This is a genomic window from Flavobacterium galactosidilyticum (genome assembly GCF_020911945.1).
Taxonomy (GTDB): domain Bacteria; phylum Bacteroidota; class Bacteroidia; order Flavobacteriales; family Flavobacteriaceae; genus Flavobacterium; species Flavobacterium galactosidilyticum.
The window spans coordinates 707,425-721,413 of record NZ_CP087135.1; the positions used below are offsets into that span (position 1 = coordinate 707,425).

The window sequence follows — 13,989 nt, forward strand, 5'->3', positions numbered from 1 at the left end:
CAATAGTTAGCTTTGAATGTTCTCAAAAATACTAAAAGTATTTGCATAAAAAAAGGCTATCAATAATATTGATAGCCTTTACTATATTTAATTGACAAACTTACTTGTCGCTCACTAATATCTTTTTATTAAAAATTTTGTAAAAGAGTTCTACAAACCATTCCACCAATCTTTAACTTTATCAAGGAATGATGGGTCTTGATTAGGCATTTCATCAACTTTCTTGTTTCCACCTGTTGAACCAGCACCAATAATTTCAACTTTTTTATTGCTCATTGCCATACTAGAACTAGTAACATCTTTTTTGTTGATTTCTTGTGTCGCAACTGTACTTACAACCTCAACGTTTCCGTTTGCGTCTATTGTTACTACAGGGTCAGTTTCAGGTGTTGTAAATGAAGCTAACACCATTACTAAAGAGCATAATCCGATTGTTAGAAGTGATTTTTTCATAATTTGGGGTTTAAGTTTTAAGTTTTTATTAAGGAACTAGATTTGCTTTGATTCCTTTGGTAAAACTATTGCTTCAATTTCAAATTCCCCCATTAAAAAAGGCGCATATGGTAGAATGCGGTCGTTGATTAGTGAATGGCACTCAAATCATGGTAGATGGATACTTTTTAGATTTCTAGGTAATTCTCTTTCGCTATTTCGGAAATTATAAGATCAATATTTGTCTTGTATGACTTGGAGAAAGGAAGCTTTACAATACTATTTTTAATATAACACACTGAATTACCGCTATGTATCCTGGAAATATATTCTCTATTTACAATATAGCTATTATGAATTCTGATGAAAGGAGATGACAAAACACCTTCAAAATGCTTAAGTGTTTTAAAAGCTGTTACTGTCTCACCATTGCTTAAATGAATATCTGTAGAGTTATTATCAGCTTGAAGATAAGCGATGTCCTTCGACTCAATATAACGGTAATCTCCGTATGATTTGATACACAATACTAATGACTTGCTGTGGCTGGGAGGATCTTGTGGGGCTAAAGAAGTGGCGATTTTTTGACAAACAGTTGATTGCTTCTTAAAAATTATGTTTTCACTCTCAGACTTTTCTAATTTTAAAATCAATTTTACCAAATCGATACGTTGCACGGGTTTCAACAAATAATCGGTGACCTCATATTGAATAGCATCGAATGCTAGATCTTTTTTTCTGGTGGTAATAATAACTCTAGGAATAACTTTCAAAAACCTATGCAACTCATTAATCAGTGCTAAAGACAATTTACTCGCTGAGTCTTCTGGGTCAATTTCTAGAAAAACTAAAGTGGGTTTGTATTCTAAGATAAGATTTAATCCATCCGAATAATTATTTGCAGATGCCAAAAATAGGAGTTCGGAAAAACCATCCGCAATCGCTTTTGTTTGCAAAACACCTTTTTGACTATCATCAATAATAATATACGAATAATTCTTCAATGGTCTTTGCAGGAATTATTGGTCATCGTTATATTAAATATCCAAAGCAAAATATAAATTTTAGGCATTAAGTTCTTTTGATAGTTTTAGTTAACTAATTAAAGAAAAGCATGAAATATATAGTAAAAAATTTGTTTTAACATTCTAAAAATAAGCATTTAAGTATTTTAACAATAGTTGATGTTGATATATTTTTGACAAATGTTAAAACATTAAGACTAAGTGCAAATTTATCCGATAAAGAGCAAATTTATAAATTTAAATACAATTGAAAATCGACAAATAACAATCATATTAGGTGTAAAAAATTAATAAATCAAATAAAAACTGATGTAATTACATTAAAAATTAAATTAAATTTGATCTTTTTAACAATTATTAATACTATTATCTAATACCTTCATGTTATTTTTTTGAACAATAGAAAACAAAATTTACAATCAAAAAAATACCATCTTATTACAATTTTATCCTACTTTTATCAAAAAATATCTTTATGAAAAAACTCTTTACTTTTCTGTTTTTATCTTCTTTTCTATTTGGCTTTGCCCAAGAAAAAGAAACTACTGATTTCAAAAGAAACGAATTAAAAGTTAATGCCTTAATGTTAGTTGCAGGCGCATTCGAAATTACATACGAACGCCTTTTGAATGAAGAATCAGCTGTAGGAGTTTCATTATTTGTCCCATATGACAATACCATCGACACAAATTTTAGCTTATCTCCTTATTACCGTTTTTATTTTGGGAAAAAACCAGCTGCCGGCTTTTTTGCAGAAGGTTTCGGTATGTTAAATAATTTTGAATACAGTAACTACCTATCTAACAATGGATCAACTCCCATTTATACTGAAGGAAATGCGACAGATTTTGCTCTCGGTTTTGGTTTAGGCGGAAAATGGATCACTAAAAAAGGATTTGTCTTTGAAATCAATTCAGGCATAGGTAGGAATTTATTTAATACTAAAAGCAAAGATAGTGATATTCAAATTGTGGGAAGAGGCAGTATATCTTTAGGCTATCGCTTTTAAAAAGTTTACATTAATTAACTTGAATAATCGCTACCAGATACGGTACAAAAACAAAAAATGTTTTGCGCTTTTAATGGCACAAAACATTTTTTTTTTAAATAAATACTGAAGCTATCTTTTTACATTTATTACTTCCCGCTTAACATTATATTTAGCTCTCTCAATTGCGTTTCATCTATCGCAGCCGGAGCATCAATCATGACATCTCTCCCTGAATTATTTTTGGGAAAAGCGATAAAATCTCGTATAGTTTCTTGTCCACCAAGAATCGCAACTAATCTATCCAATCCAAAAGCTAAACCGCCGTGAGGTGGTGCACCAAACTGGAACGCATCCATCAAGAATCCAAATTGCGCTTTAGCATCCTCTTCAGTAAAACCTAAATATTTAAACATCAATTGTTGTGTCGCTTTATCATGAATACGTATAGAACCACCACCTATTTCGTTTCCGTTTAAAACCATATCATACGCATTAGCACGAACTTTTCCTGGGTTTGTTTCTAATAAGTGCATGTCTTCTGGTTTTGGAGAAGTGAATGGATGATGCATCGCGTGATAACGACCACTTTCTTCATCAAACTCTAATAAAGGAAAATCAACTACCCATAAAGGAGCGAAAACCGCTGGATTTCTTAAACCTAATCGCGTAGCCACTTCCATACGAAGTGCTGAAAGTTGCGCACGAGTTTTATCAGCTGGCCCAGAAAGAACAAAAATCATATCGCCAGGTTTAGCACCAGTAATTTTTGCCCAATTATTTAAATCCTCTTGATCGTAGAATTTATCTACAGATGATTTATAGGTTCCATCTTCGTTGCACTTTGCATAAACCATACCTGAAGCACCTACTTGCGGACGTTTAACCCAGTCAATTAAGGCATCAATCTCTTTGCGTGTATAAGAACCTGCACCTGGAACAGCAATTCCAACTACTAATTCAGCAGCATTAAATACGGGAAACTCTTTATGTTGTGCAAATTCGTTCAACTCACCAAACTCCATTCCGAAACGAATGTCTGGCTTATCATTTCCATACGTTTTCATGGCGTGTTCGTAGGTGATTCTTGGGAATTTATCTACTTCGATACCTTTTATTTCTTTTAGTAAATGTCTTGTCAAACCTTCAAAAATATTTAATATATCTTCTTGTTCCACAAAAGCCATTTCGCAATCAATTTGCGTGAATTCTGGCTGTCTGTCCGCACGCAAATCTTCATCACGGAAACATTTCACGATTTGGAAATATTTATCCATTCCACCCACCATCAATAATTGTTTGAAAGTTTGTGGTGATTGTGGCAAAGCATAAAACTGACCTACATTCATTCGAGAAGGAACAACAAAATCTCTCGCACCTTCCGGTGTTGATTTGATTAAATAAGGTGTTTCTACTTCACAAAAATCTAAATCCGAAAGATATTTTCGAACTTCCATGGCTACTTTATGACGAAACATCAAACTATTTTTCACCGGATTTCTTCGAATGTCAAGGTATCGGTATTTCATTCGGATATCTTCTCCACCATCGGTTTCATCTTCTATTGTAAAAGGAGGCGTAAGCGAAGCATTTAGAATAGTAAGTTCTGTCACTAAAATCTCGATTTCACCAGTCGCCATATTTTTATTTTTGGCTTCACGCTCAATAACAGTACCTTTTACTTGAATTACAAATTCACGACCAAGTGTTTTAGCCAACTCAAAAACCGATGTTTCAGAACGTCCTTCGTCAAAAATTAATTGTGTAATTCCGTAACGGTCGCGTAAATCAACCCAATTCATAAATCCTTTATCGCGCGATTTTTGTACCCATCCCGCAAGTGTTACTTCAGTATTAATGTGCGAGGCATTCAATTCGCCACAGTTATGACTTCTATACATGTTCTAAATTTTTGATTATTTTGCCCTTTGGACACCGCTGCAAATTTAGGACTAATTATGAATAATGAATTGAGAAATAAGAAATTTTAGCGATTGGTTTATCAGCAAACTTTATTTTCAATGTTAAGCTTCGCTTCAATGTTACTAAATTGTTAACTTAAAGTTTTTTTATTGTAAAATATTTTATACATTTGTTAAGCTAATATGAATTTAAAAATCCAAACGACATGAAAAAATATATAATATTAACCGCATTACTATTTTCAGGAATAGCATTCGCTCAAGAAAATAATCCAAAACTAGAAGCTGTAGGTGAATTAGTTAAAACAACCTACTACTTTGAAAGCGGAAAAATACAGCAAGAAGGTTTCTTTAAAAACGGAAAACTGGAAGGAGTTTGGACTTCATACGATACAAATGGTAACAAACAATCTGTTGCTACTTATAAAGAGGGAGAAAAAACTGGAAAATGGTTTTTCTGGAATGGTAATAACCTAAGTGAGGTAGATTATTCTAATAGCAGAATCGCTTCTGTTAAAACATGGAAACAAGACGCTTTAGTTAACAACTAAAAAGAAATTAAAATTATCAGTAAAGCTTTCGTTCTTCGAAAGCTTTTTTTGTGCCTTATATTTTTTGGTTAAGCTACACTTTAGAAGATTGTTGCTTTCAAAAATAAGTCAAATTAAAGATAAACTGCACTCAAAAATTATACTTTGAATAGTTCTCGGTACTCTGTACCAAAAAAAAACGCAGTACGTGTAACTCATAATAAACCTTCACGATTAAGATACAGAGAAGTGCACTATAAAATTATTCAAGCTTTACAGTAGCTTCTTTGTGTAATTTAACGAACAAATGACTGCATTATTTGATAAAAAAAAAGTAAAACTAAACGAATTTAATTTTACTTTTTTTTGTCAAATAATACGGATAGTTTATTTCCAGAATAGTGCGTAAACTACCACTAATAATATCAATATTGAAAATGAACAGATATTAAATAGAGGACTTGTTTTAAACAACTCTTTATTCAACGGAATCCCTTTTGCGTCATTTTCTCCTTTATTTTGGAGCAAACTAACGGCAATAATTAATAACATTGTTAATAATGCAGTATAACCCATCTGGTCCATCCACGGCAATGTTGGGAACATAGATTCCATACCACTTCCTACAGCCCAAGATTTTGGACCTACTTTAAAGAACATTGCAATAGGAATTGAAAGTATTGCTCCCCAAATTGCAGCCTTGTTTGTCGTTTTTTTCCAAAACAATCCTAAGATGAATACCGCTAAAATTCCAGGACTAACTACTCCTGTATATTCTTGTATAAATTGAAATGCTTGATCAATTCCACCTAAAAGTGGAGCCATAATTACTGCAATTAATAACGCAACACCTCCTGAAATACGTCCCATATTCACAGTTGTTTTATCATCTGCGTTTTTATTAATATACTGCTTGTATATATCCATTGTAAAAATGGTGGAAGTAGAGTTTAACATCGATGCTAGAGAAGATACAATGGCTGCAGCTAATGCAGCAAACGCTAAACCTTTTAAACCTGCTGGTAAGAAATGCAACAACCAAGGATAAGCTCTGTCTGCAGTTCCTAATCCAGGTAAGTTTTCCATAGCTGACGCCCCTAAACGAGCCATAATTGCTGGATCATTTACCATTACATAAGCTGCGATTCCAGGAACAACAACAATGAACGGAATAAGTAATTTTAAAAATGCTGCTAATAAAATACCTTTTTGAGCTTCACGTAGCGATTTAGCCGCTAATGTTCTTTGAATAATATATTGGTTGAAACCCCAGTAATAGATGTTAGCAACCCAAAGACCACCTACTAAAACCCCTATACCTGGTAAGTTCATGTACTCAGGATTAGACTTATCTAATATCATTACAAAACGATCCGGTGCCGCATTGTAAACTGTTTTCATCCCTTCCCACATTCCAGCACCATCTGAAACCGTATTTAAAGCTAAATAGGTTGTAACCAATCCACCTAATACAAGGAATATTACTTGAATAACATCAGTCCAAGCAACAGCTGAAAGACCACCGTATAAGGAATAAGCTGCTGAAAATAGCGCTAAACCTATGATAGCGTAAACCATATCAATACCTAAAATGGTCTCAATCGCTAAACCACCTAAATACAATACTGTCGTAAGATTAACAAACACATACAAAGCAATCCAGAAAACCGCTAGAATCGTTTTTAGATTTGTTGAAAATCGTTTTTCTACAAATTCTGGAATCGTATAAATTCCTTTTTCGATAAAAATGGGTAAAAAATATTTCCCTACAATAATTAATGTAAAAGCAGCCATCCACTCATAAGAAGCAATGGCCAATCCTAGTGCAAAACCAGACCCAGACATTCCAATGAATTGTTCTGCGGAAATATTAGCAGCAATCAGTGACGAACCAATAGCCCACCATGGTAGCGATTTACTAGCAAGAAAATAATCCTCAGCATTTTTTTGCTGACCGTCTTTTTCACGAGAAACCCATAATCCAACACCTAAAATAAGTACTGCATAAGCAGCAAAAACTAAATAATCAATAAATCCAAATTCTGTTGTCATACCTTGTTGTTGTTTATTATGTTTGTTTAATATTATGATTGCTATATCTGTACAATACTATATACGTTAAGCCTATTTCAATTGTTTAATTAAAAGTAATGAATTACTTCTATTTTTCTATTCCCATTTCCAAGCACTTACTACTCTTTTTTAGAATCTATTCTGCTGCGATGGATCGTTTATAATTACAACTTCAAAACTTTAATTTTGCAATTCGATCATACTATTTGTAGCTCAAAATCCTACTATACTAGCAGCTCATTTTTTTAGATTTCACTTTTATAATGAACATCTGAAAGGTTTCTCAAAGTTTCAGCACTTTTTTCAGGTGTGATATCTCTTTGTGATTCTCCTAGCATTTCATAACCAACCATAAATTTTTTCACAGTTGCTGAACGCAATAATGGTGGATAAAAATGCATGTGAAATTGCCATTCTGGATGTAATTCTCCATCAGTTGGTGCTTGATGAATTCCTGATGAATAAGGAAATGACGTTTGAAAAAGATTATCGTATTTAGTTGTCAATTGTTTTAAAATCGTCGCGTAAGCAGTACTTTCAGTTGCGGTAAAATCAGTTATTTTTCCAAAATGGCGCTTACTGATTATCATCGTTTCAAATGGCCAAATTGCCCAAAAAGGAACTAATGCTACAAAATGATCATTTTCAATTACGATACGCTCATTTAATTTCAGCTCTTCTTTCAAATAATCTTGCAAAAGAGAACTTCTGTGTTTATCATAATACGCTTTCTGGTTATTTTGCGTTTTTTCAACTTCAGTGGGTAACGATGATTGCGCCCAAATTTGTCCGTGTGGATGTGGATTACTACATCCCATTACACTTCCTTTATTTTCAAAAATCTGAACGTGATTAATATAATCAACTGCACCTAAAGTGGTATATTCTTTTTGCCAAGTATGAATAATATCTTCAATTCCTTCAATCGGCATTTCAGGCAAAGTCAAATTGTGTTTTGGAGAAAAACAAACTACTCTTGAAATTCCTCTTTCAGGCTGTGTTTTGAAAAAAGTTTCATTTTCATTCCCTTCAAATGCAATCTCTTCTTGCTTTAAAGCGGCAAAATCATTTTCAAAAACAAAAGATTTTTCATAAGCTGGATTAATCTCTCCATTTGCTCTAACATTTCCTGCGCACAAATAACAAGTAGAATCATATTCTGGTAATGCATCTGAAGATACTGTTTCATTTTGCCCTTGCCAAGGTCTTTTAGAACGGTGTGGAGAAACTAAAACCCATTCGTTAATTAACGGGTTATAACGTCTGTGTGGATCTTCGTTAATGTCAAATTTTTTCATTCTAATTATTTATATAAAGTGATGTACCGTTTCCAATTTTTACATCATAAATTTTTAATTCGATTCCAAAAGCATCTAAATAAAGTCCCGAAAGTTTCGCTTTTATGCGCTCTTCGTGTCCTTTTTTTATCAAGTTAATTGTGCAACCTCCAAAGCCTCCACCCATTAGTCGCGAACCTACAACTGCTTCTTCAGTTTTAAGTGTATCCACAATCATATCTAATTCTGGGCAACTTACTTCATAATCTTTAGATAATCCTTCATGTGTTTCATACATTAATTTCCCTAAAGTTTGAATATCACCATTATCTAAAGCTTGACACGCTTGAATTACACGCTTAATTTCTTTGACTACAAAAAGACTTCTTTTGAAAACATCCTCAGACATTTTGTCTTTTACACTTTGTACTTGTTCTTCAGTACAATCTCTAAAACTTTTTACTTCTGGAAAATTAGATTTCAAAATAGCAATTCCTTCTTCACATTGTTCACGACGTTGATTGTAAGCCGACGTCATTAAAGAATGCTTTACATTTGAATCGAATAGAATTAATGAATACTCATTAAAATCAGCATTGTGATATTCATATTCTAATGTGCGACAGTCTATTTTTATCACTTTATTTTCAAGTCCCATGACACTCGAAAACTGATCCATAATCCCACAATTAATTCCCACCCAATGCTCCGCACTTTGCCCCATTAAAGCAACATCAACTGGTTTTATATCCAAATTGTAAAGTTCTTTTACACCAAATAAAAATCCACATTCTAAAGCTGCTGATGAAGATAAACCAGAACCAACTGGGATAGTACTGCTAAAAACACAATTGAACCCTTCAAACTTGAACCCTTTATTTTGCAATTGCAGAATAACACCTCTTACATAATTAGTCCAAACATTATCTGATAATTCAATTGGATCATTAAGATTAATTTCGAACTCATCATTAAGATCTATTGCAATTACTCTTGATGTTTTAGCTTTGCTTTTTTCGAAAGCAAAACAAATAATTTTGTCAATAGCTGCGGGTAAAACGTATCCATCGTTGTAATCAATATGTTCTCCAATAATATTTATTCTTCCCGGAGAAAGCACTATTTTTTGTGGTTCGGCACCAAAAGTCTCTTTAAAAAAGGTTACCGTATTATTAATTAAAATGTCATTCATTATTTAGAAATTTTGAGCGCTCCACTTTGTAATTGCTTGGAACTTGCCGTTATTTTTATTGGTATTTTTAAATTGGATGTTTTTAGAATTATAGTTGCAATTCCCGCTTCCCCTTTTACTGGATTTTCACCTATAAACTCCCCATTACCTTCGCTTAAAGTAAAAGTCACTTCATTGTTTGCATCTGGAATGATCGTTCCATTGGCATCCGTAATTTTAGCATAAACAAAAACCATATCGGGATTATTTGGATTTATTGCTTTCGAAGAAACATCATAACTTAATTCAACTCTCGTCGCTTTTTCTGGAGTTTTAACAATAGACGAAACTACTTTTTGTCCCTTAATAAATCCTTCGGCACGCAATGTTCCCGTCATAAATTTATCTATTTTAAAGATAAAAGGTGGATGATTCAATTCATCACTATTTTGATTTACCGTTGGCTTTTGTTTGCCAACCAAAACATCGTTCAAGTACAATGCTACTTCATCACAATTACTATAAACAGTCACATCCAAAGGTGAAGTTGACGTCCAATAATTAGCAATATGCACCATTGGTCCTGAAGCTAATTTAGAATCTAAAATTACATTTGCACTACGCTGACTTTGATAAAAGTAATACGCAAATTTTGGAATTCTAAAAATATCGCTGATTCCTGAACTTTCTAAATCATCGCTGTACCCACGATTGTAATCAAACATCAACCAATTTGCATCACCAATAGTCTGCTCTCCTTTTTTATTAGAATTAGCTGATTCTTGGTAATTATAAGCTTGTTGCAACAATCTTTTTTCACCATCGCCTCGCAGTTGACGCGAACTTCTTTCAAATTCTTTCAAATTCGAAAAAGCAGTTTGATTAAAACCTGCATTTTGCGCATAATATTCCCAATCTCCATATTCAGCTATGAAAACTTTACGATTCCCATTTTTATATTTTGTCCAATAATCAGGTGCTTTAGCATGTTGACGCGCTGGAATAAATAAATCATAATTAGCATTATCTAACCAACTTGCCGAATAATAATGTTCAAAAGGCAATTCTTCTTTCAAGGCTTTAGTAGCTTGTTTCATGAACTTTTCGCTCATCTCCGTTTCATTCAATGAAGCTTCCCAAAAAATAATACTCGGATGATTTCTATCTCTTCGAGCCATATCACGAATATCCTGAATCGCATTTTTCTGGAATGTTTCATTACCAAAAAACTGCCAACCCGTCAAACTATTCATTACTAAAAGTCCTAGTTCATCGCAAGCATTCAAAAATGCTTCCGCATGCGGGTAATGTGACATACGAACCAAATCAAAACCAGCATTTTTGATTTTTACTGCATCTCGATACTGCGCTTCATCAGAAATTGCATAACCTAAATAAGGATATTCTTGGTGCTCGTTTGTTCCTGCGATATATAGTTTTTCATCATTCAAATAATAACCATCTTCTTTAATTTCAGATTTTCGAACTCCTATTCTTTCTGAATAAATATCAATCAACTTGTTATTGACATGGACTTGAATTTCTAAATTGTATAAATTAGGACTTGAAATAGACCATAATTTTGGATTCGGCAAACTGATATTTTGTACAAATGCCCTTCCTTCGTTGGGATTCAAAGAAAGTTGACCCGATTTAAAAACGGTTTTATTTCCTTGCTTGTCCTTTAGTGTGAAATTTAAAATGAATTTTTTACTGACTGCAAATTCGTTTTTCAAATCAACTTGAATCGTGCCTGAAGCACTGGTTTTAGTAATAGAATTAAAATTTACAAAAACACCTCCACCAGCCACTTTATTGGCTTGATTCGCATTTGTAACGTATAATTTATTGGTAGTAACTAAATAAACATTGCGATAAATCCCTCCGTAGTAATTAAAATCCAACCCTTTAAGTGGTTTTCCTGGTAGAATTTCAGGATTGTCTTCATTATTTACTTTTACTTTAATAACGTTCTCTTTTTGAGAATTTAAAAAAGGAGTAATATCAACAGAAAAAGGCAAATAGCCTCCTTTGTGATTCGCGACTTTCTGGTCGTTTATCCAAACATCCGCTTCTTGCATCACACCTTCAAAATACAGCGAAACTTTCTTGTCTTTTGAATTTGGAACTTTAAATTTCTTCTGATACCATGAAGTTCCTTGAAACTGATTGTTCACCACCAAAGGTTCAATTTTAGCGGTATGCGGAATCGTAATTTTTTCCCAATTAGAAATATTTTTTTCTTCACGCTTAAACTCCCAATCAAAACCAAAATTTACTTTAGTTCTAGATTGAGCTTCTACTTTAGTAAAAGAAAAAGTAAAGATAATTAGTAATAGAAAAAAAATATTATTTGAAATCAGCTTCATTTTTGGTTGTATTTTAAACAGCAATTGGCCTAACTACTTATTATTAAAAAGATTCAAACTTATAAATTGTTTTATGATTAAAAGTGTCTTCTTTTCTCAAAATTGAATTGGGGAAATTATCATGATTAGGTGCGTCAGGAAAATTTTGTGTTTCAAAACAAATACCACTCGTAGTGTGATAATCCGCATTTTCTTTTCCTTTTATAGCATTAAAACAGTTGCCACCGACATAAATATGAACTGCTGGTTGATCTGTATAGACTTCCATTTTCAAGTTATTTCGCTTATTAAAAAGGGAAGCTGCCAACTTACTATCGGGATCTAAAACAAAAGTAGCATCAATTTTTGAAGGACATTTTTCTGCCCGACTAAAGTCAAAGCAAGAATTAGCAGTATTTAAAAAACGTCCTGTTGGTATCATTTCATCAGTTGTCTCTAGCTTTTTTCCAGCATTGATGATTAACTCTTGTTCTAAAACATTTGACACATGTCCATCAAGATTAAAATAACTATGATGTGTCAAATTGACAACAGTATCTTTGCTGGTATTCGCTTTATACTCAATAATTAATTCGTCTTCTTCAGATAAGGAGTAGGTAAGTTCTACGGATAATTCTCCTGGATAATTTTCTTCCATATCCGGGCTACAATAGGACAAAGTAACTGACGGATTTAAACCCTCATTTTTACTTTTAATTTTCCAAATCTTTTTACTGAAACCTACACTTCCGCCATGTAACGCATGGTGGTCATTATCATTTTTGTTCAAATGAAAAGAATTTCCATTCAAGTTAAAAGTACCATCACTGATTCTTCCTGCATATCGCCCCACAGTACATCCAAAATAAGGAGCGCTCTCTAGATCAAAGGATTTAATGTACGCATCTAGCGTATCAAATCCTAAAACGACATCAAGAAGTTCTCCACTTTTTAAAGGTATTTTTAATGAAGTCACTGTTGCTCCATAGGTAATAACTTTTAGTTGCATGCCATTTCCATTAGTCAATTCGCAAGAATTGATAACCTCATTGTCAGCTTCTAAACCAAATAATTCAATTATACTATTAGACATAAAATATGATATATGCTTTATTTTCTTTATTTCTTTACGAAATTACGAAAATCAAAAGTAAAATATTTTTGCACTTATACATACCAGTACCTATCAGTTTATCGTATCTTGCGCAAAATTCCTTAAATTATGAAAATTATTTCCATTCAAAATAATCTTGGCGTTCCAAAATACAAGCAAATAATTCATTCTATTGAAAAAACAATAGAGAAGGGCCTTTTGAAAAAAGATGAAAGATTACCATCTATAAATAAAGTATGCCTAGAGTTTTCTTTATCGCGCGATACGGTTTTACAAGCCTATGAAGAATTAAAAAAAAGGGGGATAATTTATGCCATTCTTGGTAAAGGATATTATATAAAAAGTACTGAAACCACTATAAAACAGAAGATTTTTTTACTTTTTGACGAATTGAATATCTTTAAAGAGGACATCTATAATTCGTTTCTAAAAAATATTGAGAAAAATGCTCAGGTAGATATCTTCTTCCACAATTTTAACCCTACAATTTTCAAAAAATTAGTTAATGACAGTAACGGCAGCTACACTAAATACATTATTATGCCAACGAATTTAGTTGAAGCAGCGCCCATCATAAAAACCCTACCAGTTGACGAGGTTTACATATTAGATCAAACAAATTCAGAACTGACAGCTTACCCTGCCATTTATCAAAATCACCGAAAAGATATTTACGACGCCTTGATCAAAGGAAAGTCAAAATTAAAAAAATACCAAAAACTGATTTTGATTTTCCCGGGATCTAAGGAACCATTAGAAATGAAAATAGGTTTCGAGAATTTCTGTAGAGAGAATGATTTTGATTTTGAGATTATTACAGAGTTTGAAAACCGAGAAATAAATAAAGGCGAAGTTTACATTATCCCAAATGACAGGGATTTAGTAAGTGTGATTGAAAAATCTAAAACACAAAACCTCAAATTAGGTGGTGATTATGGTATCATTTCCTACAATGACACGCCACTTAAAAAAGTCGTAGAGAACGGAATCACCACTATTTCAACAGATTTTGACGCTATGGGAAAAATATTAGCACAAATGATTTTAAGCGAGCAAAGAGATCAAATTGAGAATAAGTGCGCTTTGATAGTTAGAAATTCTTTGTAGAA

At 32.8% G+C, this 13,989-nt stretch carries 11 protein-coding genes; 3 read left to right on the forward strand and 8 right to left on the reverse strand.

The features are described 5' to 3' along the window. Positions 1 to 150: 150 nt before the first annotated feature. Together LNP27_RS03140 and LNP27_RS03145 are read right to left on the reverse strand one after the other, a co-directional pair. Positions 151 to 453, reverse strand: coding sequence for a 3-oxoacyl-ACP reductase (locus LNP27_RS03140; protein WP_229943059.1), 303 nt, complete (start codon positions 451 to 453; stop codon positions 151 to 153). A 167-nt stretch (positions 454 to 620) separates the two neighbouring features. After that, positions 621 to 1,436 (reverse strand): LytR/AlgR family response regulator transcription factor, encoded by an 816-nt coding sequence (locus tag LNP27_RS03145; RefSeq protein WP_229943060.1) that lies wholly within the window; start codon positions 1,434 to 1,436, stop codon positions 621 to 623. A gap of 496 nt (positions 1,437 to 1,932) precedes the next feature. On the opposite strand from LNP27_RS03145, the gene LNP27_RS03150 reads away from it, so the two are divergent. After that, positions 1,933 to 2,466 carry a DUF3575 domain-containing protein gene (locus LNP27_RS03150; protein WP_229943061.1) on the forward strand — a complete coding sequence of 178 codons (534 nt, stop codon included), beginning with the start codon at positions 1,933 to 1,935 and terminating at the stop codon, positions 2,464 to 2,466. Between the two features lie 128 nt (positions 2,467 to 2,594). On the opposite strand, the gene aspS is transcribed toward LNP27_RS03150, so the two are convergent. Continuing rightward, entirely contained in the window at positions 2,595 to 4,346 is a 1,752-nt protein-coding gene (gene aspS, locus LNP27_RS03155; RefSeq protein ID WP_229943062.1) for an aspartate--tRNA ligase, read from the reverse strand. 227 nt (positions 4,347 to 4,573) lie between these two features. Between aspS and LNP27_RS03160 the strand changes: the two genes are divergently transcribed. Beyond that, the gene (locus tag LNP27_RS03160; protein ID WP_229943063.1) at positions 4,574 to 4,918 is read left to right on the forward strand and encodes a toxin-antitoxin system YwqK family antitoxin; all 345 of its coding nucleotides are present in this window, start codon (positions 4,574 to 4,576) and stop codon (positions 4,916 to 4,918) included. Between the two features lie 366 nt (positions 4,919 to 5,284). On the opposite strand, the gene LNP27_RS03165 is transcribed toward LNP27_RS03160, so the two are convergent. The 5 genes from LNP27_RS03165 to LNP27_RS03185 form a co-directional block, all read right to left on the reverse strand. Further along, entirely contained in the window at positions 5,285 to 6,949 is a 1,665-nt protein-coding gene (locus LNP27_RS03165) for a sodium/sugar symporter (protein ID WP_229943064.1), read from the reverse strand. A 266-nt stretch (positions 6,950 to 7,215) separates the two neighbouring features. Next, the gene (locus LNP27_RS03170; RefSeq protein WP_229943065.1) at positions 7,216 to 8,268 is read right to left on the reverse strand and encodes a UDP-glucose--hexose-1-phosphate uridylyltransferase; all 1,053 of its coding nucleotides are present in this window, start codon (positions 8,266 to 8,268) and stop codon (positions 7,216 to 7,218) included. Position 8,269: 1 nt separating this feature from the next. Next, positions 8,270 to 9,439, reverse strand: a complete 1,170-nt coding sequence (gene galK, locus LNP27_RS03175) for a galactokinase (RefSeq protein ID WP_229943066.1) — start codon at positions 9,437 to 9,439, stop codon at positions 8,270 to 8,272. Further along, a complete protein-coding gene (locus tag LNP27_RS03180; RefSeq protein WP_229943067.1) occupies positions 9,439 to 11,787 on the reverse strand; it encodes a glycoside hydrolase family 2 TIM barrel-domain containing protein in 2,349 nt (782 codons plus the stop codon). The genes galK and LNP27_RS03180 overlap by 1 nt, the downstream gene beginning before the upstream one ends. Positions 11,788 to 11,830: 43 nt before the next feature. After that, positions 11,831 to 12,859 carry an aldose epimerase family protein gene (locus tag LNP27_RS03185; protein ID WP_229943068.1) on the reverse strand — a complete coding sequence of 343 codons (1,029 nt, stop codon included), beginning with the start codon at positions 12,857 to 12,859 and terminating at the stop codon, positions 11,831 to 11,833. Between the two features lie 129 nt (positions 12,860 to 12,988). On the opposite strand from LNP27_RS03185, the gene LNP27_RS03190 reads away from it, so the two are divergent. Further along, positions 12,989 to 13,987 carry a GntR family transcriptional regulator gene (locus tag LNP27_RS03190; RefSeq protein ID WP_229943069.1) on the forward strand — a complete coding sequence of 333 codons (999 nt, stop codon included), beginning with the start codon at positions 12,989 to 12,991 and terminating at the stop codon, positions 13,985 to 13,987. Positions 13,988 to 13,989 lie beyond the last annotated feature (2 nt).

Excerpts from the sequence above, each read along its gene's own strand:
- LNP27_RS03160 (WP_229943063.1), top strand. The coding sequence starts at position 4,574 with ATGAAAAAATATATAATATTAACCGCATTACTATTTTCAGGAATAGCA.
- LNP27_RS03150 (WP_229943061.1), top strand. The coding sequence starts at position 1,933 with ATGAAAAAACTCTTTACTTTTCTGTTTTTATCTTCTTTTCTATTTGGC.
- galK (WP_229943066.1), bottom strand. The coding sequence starts at position 9,439 with ATGAATGACATTTTAATTAATAATACGGTAACCTTTTTTAAAGAGACT.
- LNP27_RS03185 (WP_229943068.1), bottom strand. The coding sequence starts at position 12,859 with ATGTCTAATAGTATAATTGAATTATTTGGTTTAGAAGCTGACAATGAG.
- LNP27_RS03170 (WP_229943065.1), bottom strand. The coding sequence starts at position 8,268 with ATGAAAAAATTTGACATTAACGAAGATCCACACAGACGTTATAACCCG.
- aspS (WP_229943062.1), bottom strand. The coding sequence starts at position 4,346 with ATGTATAGAAGTCATAACTGTGGCGAATTGAATGCCTCGCACATTAAT.
- LNP27_RS03190 (WP_229943069.1), top strand. The coding sequence starts at position 12,989 with ATGAAAATTATTTCCATTCAAAATAATCTTGGCGTTCCAAAATACAAG.
- LNP27_RS03165 (WP_229943064.1), bottom strand. The coding sequence starts at position 6,949 with ATGACAACAGAATTTGGATTTATTGATTATTTAGTTTTTGCTGCTTAT.
- LNP27_RS03140 (WP_229943059.1), bottom strand. The coding sequence starts at position 453 with ATGAAAAAATCACTTCTAACAATCGGATTATGCTCTTTAGTAATGGTG.
- LNP27_RS03180 (WP_229943067.1), bottom strand. The coding sequence starts at position 11,787 with ATGAAGCTGATTTCAAATAATATTTTTTTTCTATTACTAATTATCTTT.